This window comes from Nitrosomonas limosa (genome assembly GCF_054188085.1).
The window spans coordinates 3,033,100-3,053,179 of the sequence record NZ_CM135180.1 but is presented as its reverse complement, the minus strand read 5'-3'; the positions used below and the strand labels follow the sequence as shown (position 1 = coordinate 3,053,179).

The window sequence follows — 20,080 nt, the reverse complement described above, 5'->3', positions numbered from 1 at the left end:
CAGAAAAATATTATCTTAGGAACATAAAGATGATCTCTTTAATATATGATTACTATTATTTCAGATACTGGCGATGCCAGATTTCAAGATTAAGCAGACTCCACAGTAGCTTTTCGTGGTTTTGGCGGCCTGCGACATGATCCGCTAAAACTTTTTCAAGTTTATTTTTTTGATAATAAGTTCGGGTAATCGATGCAGTGCCTGTTAAGTGCTCATAGAGATAATCACGCATAGGTCCCTGAAACCACTCATTAACTGGCACACGAAATCCCACTTTGGGTCGCTCCAAAATCGCTGGCGGCAGCAGCCGCTTCATCGCCTCGCGCAATATCCATTTTGTTATCTTGCCACGAACACGGAAATTGTCGGGCAAACTTGACACAAAAGCAGCTAGTTCATGATCCATAAAAGGCATTCGTGCTTCCAAAGAAGCTGCCATCGTCATCCGATCTCCGCGCTCCAATAAATTATCAGGCAGCCAGCTGGTTTGATCAAAATACAAGATGCGCCGCATCGCGCTATTTTCAGGTGAAGTGTTAAACTGAACACTATTTGCAAGGACATGGCGCGGCAAAGCAACCAAGTCATCTCTTTCAGCCTCGGATAATGCACCAAACCAGCGAGGCATCCGTTCTTCAAAACGTTCTAAACCCAAATTTACGATTGCGGTCTTGGCACGCCGGAACCGATAGGGAAGCGCTTGAATCAGGGGTTCCAGAATATTATGGCGCGCAAAACCAGGTATTAGTTGATACCATGCTACATAGCGTTCATATACATGTTTGGGATATCCTCCCAAAAATTCATCAGCACCTTCTCCCGTCAAAACCATTTTGACTGTTTGCCTTGCTTCCTTTGCCAATAAGTAAATGGGTATATCTGAAGGCTCAGCTACGGGTGCATCACGAAAGCGAACCAATGCTGGCAGATGTTCAATGAGATGTTCTTGCGAAACAACCAGCTCATGATGCTCAGTCTTAAATTGATCGGCAATCGTTCGGGCATAAGCCAACTCACTATATTTTGATTCCGAGAATCCTACCGAGAAAGTCTTGATGGGCTGCGTCGAATGTCGCGACATGAGTCCTACGACTGCGGATGAATCAATGCCTCCCGACAAAAAAGCACCAAATGGCACATCCGAAATCATTCGAATATTCACCGCTTCATCGAGTTTATCTAGAAATGCTCCTACTGGATCTGCAGGTAAAGGCGTTTCGGAATACACTTGCCGATCAGGCGGCTGATAATATTGCCGCTCGATCAAATTATCCTTTTCCCAAACCGCATAGCAACCCGGCATTAACTTACGAATTCTCCGGAATAATGTATTTGGCGCAGGCACATAGCGATACATCAAGTAATCCCAAACCGCTACTGGTTCAACCTCAACATCAACTCCGGGAAATGTGAGCAGAGATTTGATTTCAGAAGCAAACAATAAGATGCCATTTGCTTCATATAAAAACAGCGGTTTTTTGCCAAATCGGTCTCGTGCTAAAAAAAGTCGTTCATGACGCGCATCCCAGATGGCAAAAGCGAACATGCCACGAAAATATTCCACACAGCGTTCCCCCCACTGCTCATAAGCATGCACGATAGTTTCAGTATCGGAGGCAGTTGCGAACCGGTGACCACAGGCAATCAGTTCATCACGTAGCAAATGAAAGTTGTATATTTCACCGTTAAATATAATCTGGATACTGCCATCTTCATTACCGATGGGTTGATGTCCCGTAGAGAGATCGATAATCGATAAGCGTCGATGCGCCAAACCAATTCGATAGCGATTATCCCGAGTGACCGTTTCAAGAAATCCATCATCATCCGGCCCCCGATGGCTGATTACTGCCGACATATTGCGCAATGCGCCACTAAAATCGAAAGATTGGGTGAAAGATCCTGCAATACCGGCAATTCCACACATTATAGAAATTTATCTTCTTATTAAAAATAATATTTTAGCAAAACGAGATTATGATATAGACTAACTAAGTCTTCCATCTATCTAATAGTGATGGCATCTCTCAAGAATCTCAGGAAGATTTAGGAAAAGGCTAAAATTGTCTGCTGTAGTATCGGTGGTACTCAAGAACCCACTTATCGCATGGATATAACTTGTCTCTTGCGCTCCATCAGCCATACATCTTATTACTTGGTGAATTAAACTACTTATCAAACTGGATTTTGTGGTTTAGAACCGGATTTACCGCGAATTTTTTTAATGGCAGCAACTATATGGTTACGTTCATTGAAATTCAATCCAACGAACCAAAAACAGAAAAGCCACACTGTAGTTGTTGCTGCAACCATTGACATTAAATCAACCCATGTATCACACGAATAATTATTAATTAAAATCCATGTACACAGCCCTGAAAAAAATAAACAAATTAGTGGACCTAGAATTGAAAACCGAAAAAAAACAAAGAACCGCACTCTCAGTAGTTCTAAGACATGTAACGTCAATAGAATTATCCTAATGAATTTACTGATAATTGTACCATACAGCACACCTGCAACCCCAACTGCAGTGAAACCAACAAAGTAAATCGATACTAGAATATTTAGAATCGCTGTGACTACAAGTAAGATAGATAAATACCTCAATTTCTTCATTCCAAGAAGAACTGGCCATTGCGTTCCCGAGGCATATGTCATCAAATCAACAATGGCAAATATTTTCATGACTTGTACAACGATTAGATAATCATCTCCTAGGGAATCGAAAAGCCACAGTCTCGCTAGCGGTTCAGAAAAAATAAAAATATTTACGGATACAAAGCTGCCTAATAACAAAGTATATTTTGTACCCCACAAAAAAGTTTCTTGCAGTTTTTCTTTATTCTCTGTTGTATGAAATTTTGTAGTTAACGGGAAAAGTTGTTCTGCAAGAGTCATGACTATTGGATTAAACATTGCTGATAACTTTGAAGCGGGTTGATATAAAGCAACGCTTATAGGTCCAAGAAAAAAAGATAAAACAATAGAGTTCGCTGTATTTGTAAGAGTTTGAGCGAGCTGAATTACATACAAATACCCTCCCAGATGAAACAATGGAATCAGTCGCTTAATATTTAGATAACTCAGCCCAATCTCTGCGCCATTACAAAATTTCCGGAAGAAAATTATTGATAGAAATAATATAGATAGCTCTGATACCAGCATAACACCGACCCACCCATACAGTGGATTCTCAACAACCGGGATTACAATGAACAGTGTGATGCTGGAGAAGATTCCGACAATCAATTGTACCGAGTTAATAATATCAAATCGGTGAAAGCTTGAAAGCGCAGCAGAAAAAACGGGCGTTATAAAAGAAAGAATGATAGACAGGGTCCCGTAAATGCGAACTGAACTAACTGCATCTTCATGCATTGCTTCAGAGACTTTTAAGACTTCGACAACCCATGGTGCAAGCAACCAACCAGCAAATCCAAGAACACAAGCAAGGCAAAAATAAAGAACCAATGCAGTACTTGCCAATTCACTGTAGATTTTCAGATCATTGCGTGCAAGTTGTTCGGCTAACTCACGTCCAAGCGCGCCTCGTAATCCTAAGTCTGCTACAGCAGCCATACTGACAATTACGCCCAATATGCCAATTAACCCGAATCCTTCCTTCCCCAAATGATTAAGCAGGAATGGCACAATAATAAGTGCAAGCGCACCGCGAATCCCGACAGCAAGCCATCCGCTTAGGGTATTACGTACAATCTGTTTGATTACACCCAATGTAATAGCCTAATATTGTCTTATCAATGATTTAATCTTGGATAAAAAAGTTTGGGGTATCCAAGTTCTAGCTAAACTGATCAATGATATTAAGAGGAAACTAACCATGAATGAAGGAAGCTTGATGTTGTGTTTCCTTGCTAACTCAATATTATTTAGTGCAAATGGATTTTTATTCTGTAGTACTACCTGCTGGCAAACGTACAAAAATTCTACATGTCTTTTGTATTTCTGAATGTCGAAAAGATTTGAGAAAACTTCAAGCTTACCAATGGAGTTAAGAGTCATTAGTGTGCGACAGCATTTACTGCATTCTGAACAATTCTCAGGAGATTCTCTACCATGAACACACACGTTTAAATAACGTTGTACAGGCTCATAGTCAACGATACGAAGAATTTTTTCAGTACGTGTATATTGAGCACCATCAGATATGAAATCCAGTGATTCTGTTGACAACAAAGGCAGTAACATTGGATCAATTAGTGCAGTATCAATCTTCAATAAAAAATTATAATATTTGAACAATTCAAGATAAGATAATCCGCTTGAGGCATAAAAATATTTCCGGTACATATTTTGCATGACCAAGACAGCGGATATTGTTGTCAATGAATGGGTTAATTGATGTCCCCAGGGATGAAAGAAATGTAGATTCGAGTCTATAGGAATAAAATCTAAGCCAAGCTCTTTTGGAAATTTAGTTAAATATTCATAACGACTACGAAATTTCTTTCGCGCGTACGCCAGCTCTTCATTCGAACGTCCCGGACCATTTGAGCCAACGTTAAGAAAAATTAAACTATTGATTCGATTTTCAGTATTCTGTTCTAATTCATAATGATCATATAAAGTACAGAATGAATCAACACCACCAGAGAAACCAGTACCAACTCCTAAGCAATCAAACCTATCCGAATTGGTCTCAGCTGCAGTTATTTTTATCTGCTTACATGCGGGAAGAAATGCCATCAGCATTGGAATTACATATTGGTTTAGATTAAAGAGTAATTGCGCGGACACACAGCCCTCCACATGAATATTCTCCCCGTACCGCATAGCAGGAAATATCATACCCACTAAGAAACCATCCATTCTGGTTTCACATAATCCATAAGCATATTTATCAGGAACGGAAAACCAAAGCTCGTTATTACCCATTTTTTCGCTGTCAACAGTTACTGAAAGGATAACATTATTTCCATCAATCACATTCTTTAGGCTAGAAATTTTCATAAATCTTTTATACCATTCTTAACAGTTCAATTTTCCAATTAGAATTTTCATCTTAATTTTTAGTAAAGTTTCATTAACTAGACAAACGAGCCCTTACTTTCTGTAGCTTTAATTTTATTTTTATAATAGCTAATCTCAAATCACACTGAAAAGAGATCTCCGCCATCAATAAAAAATAATGGCAAAATAAGCAAGCCGCAAGCATTATTCCTGTCAATTAACACTTAATCTTTAATGAATTATCTATATAACTTGATCGATCGCTTCTCGCGCTCGTTGTTGCCACTGAGGAATTTTGTGTTGCAGCAGATTTTTTATATTTTTTTCATTAACTCGCAATTTTTCCAATGATTCCCATAGGGTATTCCTTGAAATCCGGGAAGTTTCCAAAACATAGCTTAGATCTCCGAACAAGTCGGTATTTAACCCAAGCGCCTTGATGCTATAGGAAATTGAAACAGTCGGCACATGTGTAGACCATGCCGCGATAGTGGCATGCGTCCGAGCACCAATGAAGAATCTGCATTGTGAGATCAGGAATTTAGTTTGTACCGCGTTCATATTGCGCGGCGCAAGACTCACCCGGGCTACTATCACATCTTCTGACAGATCCATTTGTTTCATTAATTGCAACATATAGCGGTAGTCACTGTTCCAATCGCTACCATCAATACTATCTACATGTGGTATTAGTACAATCGAAAGGTTGGTACGCTTAATCACATCTTGCAAAAATTCAACTACGGCTTTTTCCATTTCCCAAACATGAGACTTATTACCACGAAAATTTTTTATTAGTGGGCTAATGTTAAATCCCAATATTCCTTCACCAATATCTTTGGGCATGATAAAAGATGTATCCCAAGGATCCGGCATCATCACGAAGGCTGGATCAGCAACCAACTTTACATTATCAAGCCCAAGTTGTTGTAAATAAGTATAACTTGATGTTTCACGCACAGAAATTCCAGAAAATGCTGCCAGCTTCTTTACAACATATTTCTCAACATCCGGTTGAGAATTAAACGGCCCAACCGAAGCTGCCCATAGAATCACTGGACGACCTCCGGCCATGTAACTTTCTGCTTGCCCTAAAAACTTTAAAAGTGCGGGAATCCCATATTCTAAAGAAATAACGTCACCACCTGTCAAAATACCAGCTGTTGTATTGCCTAGCTGCTGTTGAATATCTTTTGATATCGGAGGAGAAGGAAAACACAAGCGGCTAAGTTTAGGGATCGTTCTATCTAACCTCCCCCAGATTCTTGTATAGAGAGGTAACTTATAAGCCGGAATAAAGCTTATTCGGTTGTCATTATCTAGAATCCATTGTTTCTTATCACTTTCAACATTAAAACTTGGCACAAGAAATTCCGCATCAGGTAATCGCTCAAAGATAATACTTGAGATTCCTCTAATTAATGCTTCACACCCACGATTTGATAATGTTTCGTGGCCAAGAAAATAATATCTATTTATCATTCCGGTTCCAAATGAACTATAAGGTTTAGGGTTTATTAGTTACCAACTAGTAATCTTGAAAAAATTCATAAAGTAATCCCCATCATCTGCCACAAAAGTTCTCATTTGAGAGTTTTGATCTAAAAACTTCTGCCAGCTTCATCTGGTGGTATGATACCCGGAAGAGGTGTCATAGCAAGTCGTATTTTTTTGTATAATCCGCAGCCATTGTTTCACACTAATTTACACTCCTTCAATGGTTGAAATTCATACATCTCGAATTCACGCAAAACTGTTCTGTTAAAGCATACCAATAAAGTATTCTGCTGTTACTTTCCGAGTTGGATGTAATCAAGCAGGAGGATACCTCCCTTTTCTAATCCAAACAACGAAACGTGCCGCTGATATTTTTTCGGCCCATTATCACTGCCGGATCCCCTTTGGCTTACCTTACCATTCAATGATCTTCTCCAAGGCATGTGCAACACATCCTGGATGACAGCGATACATCCACTTCTATTCTCAGTTCCTCGCGGTTGGAATCATCCAACGCATGTAGATAAGGAAAGCCGCCATTGGTGGGTAGATAGGTAATATACGCAACGACCACAAACAGCAAATTCTTCTTTTTCACGTAGAGTGCCCAGGGAAACGCTGATTAATTCGGCGAACGAGATGAAGCACGAGGCGCACGGAGCACAGCAACCGAGACATATCAACAAGATAGTCAAGGGGGCGAGTACCGCGCAACGAAGTAATTCGCTCGTATAGTCAATTAATCAGCATTTCCCTAGTGGATAGTTAGTTTTTTCTGAGATATCTAATGTTTTACAGATCAATAATACACATAGACTTGTTCTGCGCCACTCGCTGTGCAATCTATAAATCATCTCATGCTAGTACCTAGTTTACGACACACGCCAGAATCCGCATTCCCACCTCAGCTTAATTAGTATTGCCATGAACTGGGGCTATCTCTGAATTTCAATTTCTTCACTGCAGAACCTGTTAAGTATAAATTACAGAAAAACTCTACTTTAACTCCTGTCATTTTTTTGAGATTACCTCCCATGAAGCTTCATTTCAAAAGCTCTCTTTCTTACTGTAATCAGAAGAGAAATGCCTGCGGTGTATCCAAGCCAAATAACCAAGTAATCCAGAAAATACAATCTGTATAGCCGGTGAGTCTAGTAATGAATCACGGTAAAAAATATGAAATGCGAACAATACTACAGCCGCTTGAATCGTAATAGCATCTGCTTTTACTGAGGGGATATTAGATTCCTTTTTTAACTTCCGAGCACAGATCCAGGCAGAAGCAAGTATAGATAAAAACAAGCCTAAGCCAACCACACCAAAATCCCAAAGTAATGTTGATACCGCTGTTAATCCGATACCATATGCAGGATAAATTTTTGTTAGATGACCACGAGTAGGCGTATGTGAGCTACCAATGCCATTTCCAAATATAAAAGAAACAGGATCATGAATGCCTTGTTTCTCAGCCCAGAATGTAAGAACAGTTGTACGATTCAGATGCTGTCCACCGTAACCCTTGTCTTGAAAATTATATTCAATGATTTCCGTCAGTTGTTGATCAACTGGCTTTGGATTCAAACTAAGATAATAATAACCAATAGCCACAGCAAGTAATATTGCAGAAATAAAACCAATCAACCAATAATGGAAGCGAATGAAAATCTCATGCCGATAAAGCACTAAAAACATCAGCGGCAGCATCACAATAACCGCTTTAGTTTCACCAAGGAACAACGGTGGTATTAAGATGGAAAGGAATATAACAAGCCATTTAGATGACAAAATTTTCTCTTTATGCCTTGCGAGTAAGAAAGCCATCATAATAATCAAGAAAAGACACATTTCTGCATTATTCCCCCCACCGTCTTTTTTTGCACCGAAGGTTCCTGCTACCAAATCAACAGCGGCTAATCCCCAAGTTCCAACCAGTGCAGGAGCAAAAACCAAAAGCTCGTATACCGCTACAGGCAATTGCAATATAGCTGCTATTAGGAAAAACACCTTCCATCGATAAATATCTTCCTCATCAAAGTCATACCAACACAAAATAAAAAGCAATCCATACATTTGAAAGTAGCGCTTAATCCCGCCTAAAAACTCAAGTTCCGTATGCCATTGAAGCAATGAATTCAAGGTAGCGTAGATTAAAAAAAAGAGAGCAAGCCAAACAAAAGCCGGAGTAGCTTTTACAGCTTTTGGGAAAATGGCAATTCTAAAAATCGCCATAAATAAAAGAATAAAACCAAGAATTGAAACTCCCCACACTGCTTTAGATGCAAGGAAATCTAAATATAGTGGTAGCATCCCTACCACCAATAAACCAGACGCCAAAAGCAACCAGACCATCCAGATCGGTTTTGTCAAGAGAAAGGAACCGCCAACAAGTGCAACTGCAAGGCTGATAATGATTGGATTTGCCGTTACGGCAAACAAGCCAAACAAAATTGCTAATAGCACACTTGCTAATGCAATGACATAAAATAATACGTTCTTATTACCGAAATCCGACGACGTACTCGTCTTATTAACGGAAACTTGTTTATACACCAAAGCTTCCTATTAGTCGGGTACGTTCCCCATCCGCAATCGTTGACAATAAGTCTTGAATAAATACGTTTTGAAGCTGATAAGCTTTCTCTTTATCAGTATCAATGGTTGAAACTCTGACCAGCATTCCATCCGGTACATTACCTGTCAGCCCATATCGAAGTTGTTGTAATTTTTCTTCGATTCCAGGCAATACTGCTTTATTTCCGATAGTTACCCAATATGTAATAGGTTCATTGCGATTACCTTTAACAGCCATTAAACGTTTTATGGGAAATTTCCCATATTGAGTAAGCAATTCATCAGCATAAATTTTCATTATCTCAAACCCTTGAGCGTAATAGCATACTTCAGGTTTATGTACTGCAAGATTGTCACTTTGATCACCACCATATGCAATTGATAACATTATTCTTTCGCCATACGAGTTTACATAAGTTCTCGACAATGTCTGATTATATATTTTGTCAAGCTTCGCTTGAGTATCTGCGTCTACTTGCAAGGGTATAATTGAGTCATCAATTCTCCAACTACCAAATTTCGCAGGTATCATAACTTCCAAGTCAAACCTATCTTGCAGATCAGCAATCTTTTTTGTAGGAGTTAATGCCATTGTTAATGCGGCAGACACTATCATCAAGATTCCCAACATGAAACTAGTAATTAAGGATTTTCTCATTCAATTCTCCCTTTTAGCTCTATCAATGCACAGTTTGGAAAGTTATTTACTTGCAGTTTGTAAAACATTTGCAGGTTGTGTTTTTACAAATAATTGAAGCAGTGAATCCACCCCCAATATCAGTATTAGGGCACTTATAAATAAAACCATTCCAGCAAATCCATGCAAGAAGCCTTGCCCTGCTGCATCTCCATAGTGATAGGTAATTAAAGTAAGTACGATTACACGTATCACATTCGCCGTAAAAGAAATCGGTATAATCAGAATTGCTAATGCTACATTTCTAAAAAAAGAGGTATGTTGCACTAAATTTAAATAAAACAATCCCAGCGCTTCTAAAGTCAATAACGTTTGCAAACCGGCACAAGCATCTGCCACAAGTAATTGATATTGACCAATCTGCAATATCACACCATTACGCGCTATTGGATAGTTAGCCCAAAACAAAATGTTCTCCGCAACATATGAAACTGCCATCTTCATCGGCATAGTTAGCAAGCTTACGACTGTACCAGGCAGTGGAATCATAAATAACAGAAAGAAAATTGGAAACCACATTACCTTGAGGGCACTTACTCCTCGCTTAAGCAGCAAGATTGCGGTAATTGACACAATGAATGATCCCATTTCGAATATCAATATCTGTTGAGACCGTCCAATAATATAAATCAATAGTGCAAAAAGAAAAATTAGCCACCCTCCAAAAAATGATGGCGATCTTCCTTCACTTTTAATCATCATTTCTGGCCACTTGCGGTAAATAAGCCAGAGTGAAAGTAACAAAATGATTGGTCCATGTGCTTGCTCCTCACTGGCCCAGATACCATTAAAGAGATCAAATACTGTTGGCAAGTATAAAGTTAACAACCCCAACAGAACCGGCCCCCAATCAATTAATATGTGTTTGTAAGCATGAGACTTTAGTGGAATAGTAAGCATGGATTTAATAGCTATCGTAATAATCAATCAATTAAAATTGAACCAATCACTTCGGTTCCAATTCTTTTAAGCTGCTCATTTATGATATTAATATCATTTAAACGAGTATTGTTTTTACTTGCTACAATTAAAACACCATCTGTACGGGCCGCTATCGCAAGCGCGTCCGTGCCATTTGAAAAGGCTACCGTGTCATATAGGATAATATCGAATTGGCTGGCCAATTGTTCATTTATATTGTCAAATGATGAACGGTTAAGTAGTTCCAGAGGATTAGGAGGCGGTGTACCGGCCGGCAAAACCGAGAGATCAATAAATGCGTCAATTCTCGCAATCACTTCAGAAATTCCAATTCGACCGGCTAATACATCTGATAGCCCTTGCTTATTTTTAATATTAAATATTTCATGTTGTTGAGGATAGCGCAAATTTGAATCGATGAGCAATGTGCGTTCCCCAAGTTGCGAAAATACTATAGCCAGATTCGCCGCAAATAGACTTACACCGTCACCAGGATTATAACTAACTATGGCCAGTGCCTTATGTCCTGTAGTAAACCAGCGCAGCATTAATTGGCTACGAACAGCACGAAATACTTCTACTTGAGCTCCAAATGGTTGATATGCAACTACCAACTCTGGGGGATGATTCCCTTGACCTGGCAATAAATAAGGATAATCAAATTGCTGAGCGAGCACTAACTGAATATCTTCTTCAGTAATAAGTCCTAGTTTTAGCGCCGCGTCACCAAAACGCAGGCCGCTCTCCTTCTGCAAACGTAAAACGCGTTCTGCTTCTGCAGGCGTGATCTTGCCCATATCCAGCAAGATGTGTCCTATACTAAATTTACGAAGAGATGTCATATTAGAATCAATTGAGCCTTTAATATTAAATTTCTCTTTTTCTGAAGAATTTGGAATACTCATTATTAATCCTATTTTTAGCTCAAGCTCAAGCTGAACCTTTTCTTAATAAACGTGGCCAAGCTATCTGTAAGCGTTTGGGTTTCGGGGCCCCCCTCTTAATCACTCCCAGAACAGGAACTTGAAGTATATCGATTAAGTCTTCCGCTGAACGCACACGCCGATCAACCATTTCTACAAGCAACCCTACCCCTAGCCCCAGGAGAGTACCCAAAATTACAGATAAAATTGTATTAAGAAATATCTTAGGACTATCTGGACGCTCCGGTACTTTAGCTGTATCAAGTATCGATACGGTTGAGAGATTCGCTTGCCCCTCCAGACTGGTTTGATTCAAACGTTGCATCGCAGTATTATAGGCTTGCTGTGCTCCTTCAACTTCTCTAGCTAAAAGAAAAAGCTCATTTCTTGAGCGATTTAGAGTTAAGACTTTTGCTTTCTGCTCTTCGAGTGCTGCACGAACTTCGCTTTCTTGGTTAATCGCTGTATTTTTAGTTGCTCTTATGTACCTGCTTAGCTCCGCTCTTAATTTATCAACATCGGCCTTTGCAGCTGCATACATGGGATGATTACTCCCAATTCTTTGGGAAATTTCCGAGAATTTAGTCTCAGCTTGAACCAAGCTGAGCTTTAAATTATTAATCATTGCATTTTTTGCAATGCTCGTACTCTCTCCAACAACATTGCTTTCCCCTTCAGAAATCGCACCCATCAGCTCCGCTTGAGCGAAAATTAGTTGACGAGAAAGCTCATCAAGTCGCTTTGTTTCGACATCAAGACGATAATCCACATCTATAATTCCCATTTCTTGCTGGTACTCAGTAAGTTTTTTTTGCGCTATTTCCAATCTATCACGTAACACATTCAGTTGATCTGTAAAATAAGTTGCTGCTTTTTGCGAAGGTTCAACTGTGAGGCGAATACTAATCTCTTGATAAGCATTAGCAAAAGCATTTGCCATTGCAGCAGCAAACATCGGATCAGGACCTTTATAGCCAATACCAATCACGCTGCTGTCTCGCGAAGTCTCAACGTCAACATTTCTAAGCAGGAAGTTAGCAAGCCAATCGCGTAAACTCAATTCACTATTGCTATCTTCATGTTGTTTTCTTACAGCATCACTTTGATCCAGTCTAAGCTGATCTATCACCATTATCGCAGTCCTTGAACTTTTGATAACATCAATTTGAGTAGCCATAAAGCTCGGATTAAGATGCGCAGGAATCACCGAGCCAGTAACGGGATCAACCCCTTTATAAGTAAGTAACAAGGTTGCAGATGATTTGTAACTTTTAGGCAGATTTAAACTCACGATCAGAGTCGTCGCGATAGTCACAACAAGAGTAAGTAAAATGAGTTTATACCTTGCTAATACGATAAAAAAGAATCGAGAAAAATCCATAGAATTAAATTTTGTTCCAATTCAGTTAATTGTTACTTAGAAAAAAGGAGGGATCCTTAGAAAGACCTCCAAAATGGTATAGAGTGCTCATTAGAACAAACTTTCTTTGATATAAATAACATCATCAGGTTCAACCAAATCACTGGATTTCACAGACAATATCCTCAGATTCCCATCAGAATCACGCCTCTGAACTCTCAAGCCGCGCTCGGTACCTCGAGGATTCAGTCCACCAGCTACGGATAAAGCTTGAATAACCGTCATATTCCGTTCAAGTCTGTACGTCCCTGCACGTTGAACTTCGCCATAGATATAAAATCGATTTGCTCTTTCAACATAAACCAGATCATCACTTCTTACATGCACATCACGCGACAGGTCTCCGGAACGTACCATCTCTGATACATCAATTACTTCTTTGGAGAATTGATTTCCATCAGATCGAATCAGCGTAATCAGATCGCCGCCTTCTGGAATTATTCCACCCGCCATTGCTAGAATTTCAGTTAAACTACGCTTCCCATCAATAGGATAGCGCCCTTGATTTCGAACATAGCCAAGGACAGAAACCATTTGACTTTGTAACGTCGCAGTAAAAATATTTATCTGTGGTTTTCTCAGAATATCTCTACTCTCAAGCAGATTAGCTATCTTTTTTTCTGCTGCAGAAGGTGTTAATCCATCAACGAGAATCTCGCCAAGAAGAGGGAATGTGATATTACCGGTTTCGCTTACTTTAGCCTCAGTTGTCATATCAGGATGACCGTAGACAAAAATTTTTAATAAATCTCCGGGACCCAATACACTCTCTCTCGAATCATTTGCTACTGTAATATTGATACAGGCAATCCAGAGAAATATGAAAGCCATACTCCATAAAATGAACTTACTTAATTTTTTCTTCATTCCTTGCAATCCTTATTTCATAACCAATCAGCTTTAAGTCCAGAAAAGTACAAGAAAGTTACTTGAATCCAGTAATTCCACGCTCAATTGCTCCTTCCGAAATCGGAGCAGCATTATTAAGCCCATCTAAAGTATCCGATATCAATTCACTAGATGAAGAATCAGCTGGCTTATCAACATTTTGTTTCTGGTCATTTGATTTCTGATCTTTAGTATTAAGATACTCTATCTGTGCCGCAGTGCGCAGGCGAGCAATTTCGGCATCTGTTGCTGCTCTAAATTTCTGATTCATCAGGAATCTTTCGATCTGCGGTGCCGCAGAGGCTAGCGGAATTGGACTTTCCTTAACAGCATTCACATAAATTAATGAACTTGTTTCTTGTTCGTTAATAATAAAAATTGTATCTTTGCTTTTTTCCTGCAATAAAGTTGCCATCTGAGGTGGAAGATCAGTTGTACTACGTGATGCTACACTACGAACATACTGAACCTTATTTTTATCCAGCCACAAAATAACTTCATCAAGTGTTTTTGCCGCATCAAGCACTTTTTTTAACTCTTCACTTAAATCCTTTGTTGCTATCCGGGCTATCGTCAAATCAAATTGTTTACGTTGCGTAAAGAGTTCCGGATGTTTCTGAAAATAATCATCGATTTCGGCTTTTGTTGGTTTCTCAACTTTACTCATAATGCCTTGTAAGTACGCTTGAGTGATCACCTGTGCGACAACACGTTCTCTCGCTTGCATAACTTCCGGCGTACGGTCGAGTTTGTTTCGAACAGCTTCATCAACTATCAATTGACGGGAGATCAGTGACTCCAATAATTGCTTGCTTGCAGCCTCATATTGATCAGCACGCACATTAGCACGTCTAATTTCATCGTTAAGTTGCAGCATTGTGATTTCTTTTCCATTAACGCGAGCGAGCGCTTGACCGGATTTTTTTTCAGTTGGCTCTTCTTTATTACAAGCAATAAGAACTAAAGTAACCGAAATCGCTATACTCAATAACAAAAACTTCCGCAAATATACTAATACCATAGTTCTTTCCCTTTTTGATGACAATGTTAGTTAAACAAAATTAGCCGAGTGGAATATATTAAGATATATAATAATATCAATTAGATAAAATGCATAATTAAAGTAAGCAACGACATACAAAAGAAGAAACTTTAATGAAAGAGTTAGTATCCGACAAAATACAGCAGTGCTTGTTACAAATCAAACACGTATTTACCACTAGTTAAAGAAAAACATAAACGTGCAAAACAGATCATGCTAATAATTGGCACCAACTGAAAAAGACGATTCCTTTTTGATAACCTATCCTGATCTTTGCTTCAAACAATCTACAAAAGCACCTTTCTTTTGCAAAAACGATAATCTAAAAATTACAGATACTTGATAAGATCATCATCAGCCAGATAAGTAATACTCTTATCATAAGGCTAATTTATGACAACAAATCTTGAAACACTTGTCGATTTACGCCTTATTTAACTTATTTGTTGCATAACAAATACCAGACACGCTTTTGATATTTAAAGCTTGACAGGTAACAGACACGGCGAGGATTTAAATTAGCCACGTTGACGAGGCTTAGATTTTTCAAAACATACCTCTGAAAAATCTTGCAACATGTACTAGCAAGAGCTAGCAAATTAGATAACTCTCGAACGTATATATAAAAAAACCGCCACAATGGACGGTTTAAAGATTAATCAGATAATTAGAATTTTTTGATGATTATTAATGGCCAGGTTTGCTTTTACCACCATAGGGACGTGGATCTTGTCCTTCTTTGACACAATTGCCATTGCCATCAACTCCATGTGGGCAATCTTCAGCAACCTGATCGGGATTACCCATATCGGCATTTGAGCAGGCCGCCAAGAAAACTAATAAAATTACAGCAAAAAACGATACTTTCATTATTTTTTCCTCATATACTAAATCTATAACAATAATTTATTGATCTTTGAGTATATAACAGAACTTAATAAAATTCCAAGTGACTAACATAGAAATCTTAAAATTTTTATCTATTCGTTTGTGAACTAGCGTTTGCGAGAAAAATTGCCATCAGATGGCAGCCATATTTTTCAAGCTTGCGAGCACCAATTCCCGTGACTCGGCTTAACTCATCGGTATTTTGCGGACATAAGCGCACCAGTTCCATAAGGGTTGCATCATGAAGGATCACATATGCTGGAACACCGTGTTCTCGCGCAGTTGCTGCACGCCAATTGCGCAATTGATTCCAAAGATTACGTTCACCCACATCCAAAATATTAGAACCATTGCTTGAATTGCTTTCATTTAACTGATTTATTTTGGTCCGTTGATGCAAAAAAACCGATCGTTGTCCTTTTAATACTTCGCGACTTGCCTCTGTCAATCGTAAAACACCATACTCAACACTATCGACTTTTAAAAAACCGAACGCAATAATCTGTCGAAAAATAGAACGCCAAGCACTGACCGATAGATCTTTACCAATGCCGAATGTACTCAGCTTGTCGTGATGCCACTCCATAACGCGACCTGTCAAGTTACCGCGCAGAACATCAATTAAATGCTTCACACCAAAATTTTGTCCTGTGCGATATACACATGACAATGCCTTTTGCACATCTATCGTCGCATCTAAAGTTTTCGGTGGGTTCAAGCAGATATCACAGTTACCACATGCCGACATGGCCACTGTTTCCCCAAAATAACTTAACATTTGCACACGGCGGCATGTCGTTGTCTCACACAATGAAAGCATCGCTTCCAATTTTCGAAGAGCTACCTGTTTATGTGAAGGGTTTGCTTCGGAATCTTCAATGAGTCGCTGTTGCTGAATGACATCTCCCAATCCATAAATCATCCAAGCATTCGCAGTTAATCCGTCCCGCCCTGCACGGCCGGTTTCCTGATAATAACCTTCAATGCTCTTAGGCAGATCAAGATGAGCGACAAAACGCACATTTGGCTTATCTATTCCCATTCCAAAAGCAATCGTGGCCACCATAATAATGCCTTCTTCACGCAGAAACTTCTCTTGGCTTTTATTTCGTTCCTGCGTACTCATACCGGCATGATATGCAACTGCGGGTAGACCCTGCTTGATCAGCCAAGCTGCAGTTTCCTCAACCCTCTTGCGCGACAGACAATATACAATCCCAGCATCCCCAGAATGCTCTGTAAGAATGAAAGTTAATAGCTGCGAATAACGATTGGTTTTATCCACAATGTGATAACGAATATTGGGGCGATCAAAACTGGAAATAAATACTTTGGCCGCACCCAATCCCAACCGCTCAATGATATCTTTACGAGTATCCTTATCCGCTGTGGCTGTCAAAGCAATGCGCGGAACTTCGGGAAAACATTCATGCAATATCGACAACTGCATATACTCTGGACGAAAATCATGCCCCCACTGGGAAACACAGTGGGCCTCATCAATTGCAAATAGTGCAATATCAATATTGGAAATTAAATTCATGAATCGAGCGCTTGACAAACGCTCAGGCGCTACGTATAGCAAATCGTAGCCTCCAGCCATAAGCTTCTGCTCAATCGACGCAGCTTCCTGCCAGCTGAGTGAAGAATTCAAAAATGCGGCTCGCACACCAATCTCATGCAGCGCAGCGACTTGATTACGCATCAAGGCTATTAATGGAGATATCACAATAGCGACACCATTGCGCATTAATGCTGGAATCTGATAACACAGCGACTTGCCACCACCTGTCGGCATTAAAACCAAGCAATCACCACCCTGAGCAAGGTGCGAAATGATTTCAAACTGTTGCCCGCGAAAGGCCGGAAAACCGAAAACTTCCTTAAGCAAATTAAGCGCTTGGGACATATTTGGTGGCTTCAAAAAAACGCAACCTTCAGTTATAGAGGATATTTTTTTCCACCTGACAATCAGTTCAGAAATATTGATTCGCGATGAAAAATTTGCGTGAATTATATAAACGTAGAGACTTGGCCAGCAATAGTACAGTAGAATGCACATCCGGGCATTTAAGAAATTGATTCCGATGAGCCAATTTACAAATGGAAGTCAGCAAGGTTCTAAATTACTCATGACGCTGTGCTGGTATAATTCCATCTGAATGTTTTTTAGTCATTAATTTTTTGTAACAGAAGCCTGGAGAAAATAATATGGTGGTAGCTGATGTTTTGAAAATGATTCAAGACAATGAAATCAAGTTTGTTGATTTACGATTTACCGACACTAACGGTAAAGAACATCACGTCACCATTCCCGCGCACACCTTTGATGCTGACAAATTTGAAGACGGCCACCCTTTTGATGGCTCTTCGATCGGCGGCTGGAAAAGTATTCAAGCCTCCGACATGTTGTTAATTCCTGATCCGGATACCGCCAATCTGGATCCTTTCATGGATGAACCAACCATACTGCTTACTTGCGATGTCGTTGAACCTGCTGATGGAAAAGGTTATAACCGGGATCCCCGTTCGCTTGCAAAGCGCGCTGAAATTTATCTTAAATCGACTGGCATTGGTGACGTGGCATACTTTGGCCCTGAACCCGAATTTTTCATATTTGATTCGGTACGCTGGCACACCGATATGGCCGGATGCTCTGTAAAAATCGAATCCGAGGAAGCTGCATGGAGTTCCGCACTCAAATACGAAAGTGGCAATATCGGCCATCGCCCAGCAATTAAAGGCGGTTATTTTCCTGTTCCCCCAGTCGATTCATTCCAGGATATCCGCTCGGCAATGTGCCTTACGTTGGAAGAAATGGGCGTAGGTGTCGAGGTACATCACCATGAAGTTGCCACTGCCGGACAATGTGAAATTGGTACACGCTTTAACAGTTTGGTCAAACGCGCCGACTGGAACCAGATTTTGAAATATGTGGTACACAATGTTGCACATTCCTATGGCAAAACTGCCACTTTCATGCCCAAACCGATCGTTGGAGATAATGGTTCCGGCATGCATGTGCACCAATCCATTTGGAAGGACGGTAAAAACTTGTTTTCCGGGAATGGTTATGCGGGTTTATCTGAAATCGCACTGTATTACATCGGCGGCATTTTGAAGCATGCAAAAGCACTAAATGCCATCTGCAATCCCAGCACCAACTCATACAAGCGCTTGGTGGCTGGTTTCGAAGCCCCTGTGAATTTGGCTTATTCGGCTAGTAATCGTTCAGCGGCGATCCGTATCCCACACACGAGCAGCCCCAAAGGACGTCGCATTGAAGTTCGATTTCCAGACCCGACAGCCAACCCGTATTTAGCATTTACCGCACTGATGATGGCGGGGCTCGATGGCATCCAAAACAAAATACATCCGGGCGATCCAATGGATAAAAATCTGTACGACTTACCGCCTGAAGAAGCCGCAAAAGTGCCCAATGCCTGTGCATCGTTGGATGAGGCATTGGAATGTCTCAATAAAGACCGTGATTTTCTGATCCGCGGCGGGGTATTTTCCAATGATATGATCGATGCATATATTCAGCTGAAAATGGAAGAAGTTATTTTGTTACGCACTACAACGCATCCAGTAGAATTTGATATGTATTACAGCCTTTAATCCGATCTGGGGTTGAATCATTGAATATTTCTTCGATTTACCCCAGAATGAATGCACATTTCGTGAAAATCATTTTCTGTAAAAAGGAGGAATATATAGTTCTTTTTTAACATTATCCTGAAGAAATCATTGATAAACTGACACTATGGTTGCAATTGTTACTAACTTTCATCTAGCACAATATGAAAACCAGCACATTTATTTTTCTGATTTTTCTGCAAATTATCCTTTCAACCAATGCCATTGCCGGATCAACCATTTATAAACATGTTGATAAAGATGGCAACATCACTTTTACCAACCGTCCTATCCCAAATGCCGAAAAGATTTCGATTGCATCATATTCCAGAGATGGTATCAGTCAATCCAGATCGCAGACCTCCTCAAATTTACCAAAAATCAAAGATTCCACCCAGAATGACCGGGATACAATGCGCCGGAAAATCCTCGAAAAAGAATTAGTAACGGAAGAAAAACTTTTTGCGGATACACAAAGTTCTCTGGATCATATATCCATCGGACCGGACATCAGCAATTCGGCAGAGAAAATTGTTCAGTTAAAAAATAAATTGTTTTTACATCAAAGGAATATTAGCGCTCTAAAAAAAGAGCTTGGAAAATAGCAGTGGCTGAACAGA

16 protein-coding genes are annotated in these 20,080 nt (G+C 39.8%); 2 read left to right on the top strand and 14 right to left on the bottom strand.

All coding sequences use genetic code 11. The features are described from left to right. Positions 1–55: 55 nt before the first annotated feature. The 14 genes from asnB to recQ form a co-directional block, all read right to left on the bottom strand. Complete coding sequence (asnB, locus tag ACV7NC_RS14230; RefSeq protein ID WP_458153300.1) at positions 56–1,927, bottom strand: asparagine synthase (glutamine-hydrolyzing); 1,872 nt, start codon at positions 1,925–1,927, stop codon at positions 56–58. Between the two features lie 248 nt (positions 1,928–2,175). Beyond that, entirely contained in the window at positions 2,176–3,738 is a 1,563-nt protein-coding gene (locus tag ACV7NC_RS14225) for a lipopolysaccharide biosynthesis protein (protein ID WP_458153299.1), read from the bottom strand. 9 nt (positions 3,739–3,747) lie between these two features. Next, positions 3,748–4,974, bottom strand: coding sequence for a hypothetical protein (locus ACV7NC_RS14220; RefSeq protein WP_458153298.1), 1,227 nt, complete (start codon positions 4,972–4,974; stop codon positions 3,748–3,750). Positions 4,975–5,217: 243 nt separating this feature from the next. Then, a complete protein-coding gene (locus ACV7NC_RS14215; protein WP_458153297.1) occupies positions 5,218–6,456 on the bottom strand; it encodes a polysaccharide pyruvyl transferase family protein in 1,239 nt (412 codons plus the stop codon). A gap of 436 nt (positions 6,457–6,892) precedes the next feature. Then, positions 6,893–7,069 carry a hypothetical protein gene (locus ACV7NC_RS14210; protein WP_458153296.1) on the bottom strand — a complete coding sequence of 59 codons (177 nt, stop codon included), beginning with the start codon at positions 7,067–7,069 and terminating at the stop codon, positions 6,893–6,895. A gap of 449 nt (positions 7,070–7,518) precedes the next feature. After that, positions 7,519–9,021: a hypothetical protein gene (locus ACV7NC_RS14205; RefSeq protein ID WP_458153295.1), complete on the bottom strand. Its 1,503-nt coding sequence runs from the start codon at positions 9,019–9,021 to the stop codon at positions 7,519–7,521. Next, positions 9,014–9,700, bottom strand: a complete 687-nt coding sequence (gene epsI, locus ACV7NC_RS14200; RefSeq protein ID WP_458153294.1) for an exosortase-associated protein EpsI, B-type — start codon at positions 9,698–9,700, stop codon at positions 9,014–9,016. Before epsI ends, ACV7NC_RS14205 begins: the two co-directional genes overlap by 8 nt. 42 nt (positions 9,701–9,742) lie before the next feature. Beyond that, the gene (xrtB, locus tag ACV7NC_RS14195) at positions 9,743–10,639 is read right to left on the bottom strand and encodes an exosortase B (protein WP_458153293.1); all 897 of its coding nucleotides are present in this window, start codon (positions 10,637–10,639) and stop codon (positions 9,743–9,745) included. A 23-nt stretch (positions 10,640–10,662) separates the two neighbouring features. Further along, the gene (gene epsG / locus ACV7NC_RS14190) at positions 10,663–11,565 is read right to left on the bottom strand and encodes a chain length determinant protein tyrosine kinase EpsG (RefSeq protein WP_458153292.1); all 903 of its coding nucleotides are present in this window, start codon (positions 11,563–11,565) and stop codon (positions 10,663–10,665) included. Between the two features lie 25 nt (positions 11,566–11,590). Next, complete coding sequence (gene epsF / locus ACV7NC_RS14185) at positions 11,591–12,964, bottom strand: chain length determinant protein EpsF (RefSeq protein ID WP_458153290.1); 1,374 nt, start codon at positions 12,962–12,964, stop codon at positions 11,591–11,593. A gap of 90 nt (positions 12,965–13,054) precedes the next feature. Then, positions 13,055–13,870 carry a polysaccharide export protein EpsE gene (gene epsE, locus ACV7NC_RS14180; protein ID WP_458153289.1) on the bottom strand — a complete coding sequence of 272 codons (816 nt, stop codon included), beginning with the start codon at positions 13,868–13,870 and terminating at the stop codon, positions 13,055–13,057. 58 nt (positions 13,871–13,928) lie between these two features. Then, complete coding sequence (locus tag ACV7NC_RS14175; protein ID WP_458153288.1) at positions 13,929–14,912, bottom strand: EpsD family peptidyl-prolyl cis-trans isomerase; 984 nt, start codon at positions 14,910–14,912, stop codon at positions 13,929–13,931. Positions 14,913–15,620: 708 nt separating this feature from the next. Beyond that, entirely contained in the window at positions 15,621–15,803 is a 183-nt protein-coding gene (locus ACV7NC_RS14170) for a hypothetical protein (protein WP_458153287.1), read from the bottom strand. Positions 15,804–15,909: 106 nt separating this feature from the next. Next, positions 15,910–17,730, bottom strand: a complete 1,821-nt coding sequence (gene recQ / locus ACV7NC_RS14165) for a DNA helicase RecQ (protein WP_458154955.1) — start codon at positions 17,728–17,730, stop codon at positions 15,910–15,912. A gap of 302 nt (positions 17,731–18,032) precedes the next feature. On the opposite strand from recQ, the gene glnA reads away from it, so the two are divergent. Beyond that, positions 18,033–19,442 carry a type I glutamate--ammonia ligase gene (glnA, locus tag ACV7NC_RS14160; protein ID WP_458153286.1) on the top strand — a complete coding sequence of 470 codons (1,410 nt, stop codon included), beginning with the start codon at positions 18,033–18,035 and terminating at the stop codon, positions 19,440–19,442. A gap of 182 nt (positions 19,443–19,624) precedes the next feature. Further along, positions 19,625–20,065, top strand: coding sequence for a DUF4124 domain-containing protein (locus ACV7NC_RS14155; RefSeq protein WP_458153285.1), 441 nt, complete (start codon positions 19,625–19,627; stop codon positions 20,063–20,065). Positions 20,066–20,080 lie beyond the last annotated feature (15 nt).

Bases quoted from the DNA above. Each gene is read 5' to 3' on its own strand.
- epsI (WP_458153294.1), bottom strand. From the start codon at position 9,700: ATGAGAAAATCCTTAATTACTAGTTTCATGTTGGGAATCTTGATGATA.
- ACV7NC_RS14170 (WP_458153287.1), bottom strand. From the start codon at position 15,803: ATGAAAGTATCGTTTTTTGCTGTAATTTTATTAGTTTTCTTGGCGGCC.
- epsE (WP_458153289.1), bottom strand. From the start codon at position 13,870: ATGAAGAAAAAATTAAGTAAGTTCATTTTATGGAGTATGGCTTTCATA.
- recQ (WP_458154955.1), bottom strand. From the start codon at position 17,730: ATGTCCCAAGCGCTTAATTTGCTTAAGGAAGTTTTCGGTTTTCCGGCC.
- epsF (WP_458153290.1), bottom strand. From the start codon at position 12,964: ATGGATTTTTCTCGATTCTTTTTTATCGTATTAGCAAGGTATAAACTC.
- glnA (WP_458153286.1), top strand. From the start codon at position 18,033: ATGGTGGTAGCTGATGTTTTGAAAATGATTCAAGACAATGAAATCAAG.
- ACV7NC_RS14215 (WP_458153297.1), bottom strand. From the start codon at position 6,456: ATGATAAATAGATATTATTTTCTTGGCCACGAAACATTATCAAATCGT.
- xrtB (WP_458153293.1), bottom strand. From the start codon at position 10,639: ATGCTTACTATTCCACTAAAGTCTCATGCTTACAAACACATATTAATT.
- epsG (WP_458153292.1), bottom strand. From the start codon at position 11,565: ATGAGTATTCCAAATTCTTCAGAAAAAGAGAAATTTAATATTAAAGGC.
- ACV7NC_RS14155 (WP_458153285.1), top strand. From the start codon at position 19,625: ATGAAAACCAGCACATTTATTTTTCTGATTTTTCTGCAAATTATCCTT.
- ACV7NC_RS14175 (WP_458153288.1), bottom strand. From the start codon at position 14,912: ATGGTATTAGTATATTTGCGGAAGTTTTTGTTATTGAGTATAGCGATT.
- asnB (WP_458153300.1), bottom strand. From the start codon at position 1,927: ATGTGTGGAATTGCCGGTATTGCAGGATCTTTCACCCAATCTTTCGAT.
- ACV7NC_RS14220 (WP_458153298.1), bottom strand. From the start codon at position 4,974: ATGAAAATTTCTAGCCTAAAGAATGTGATTGATGGAAATAATGTTATC.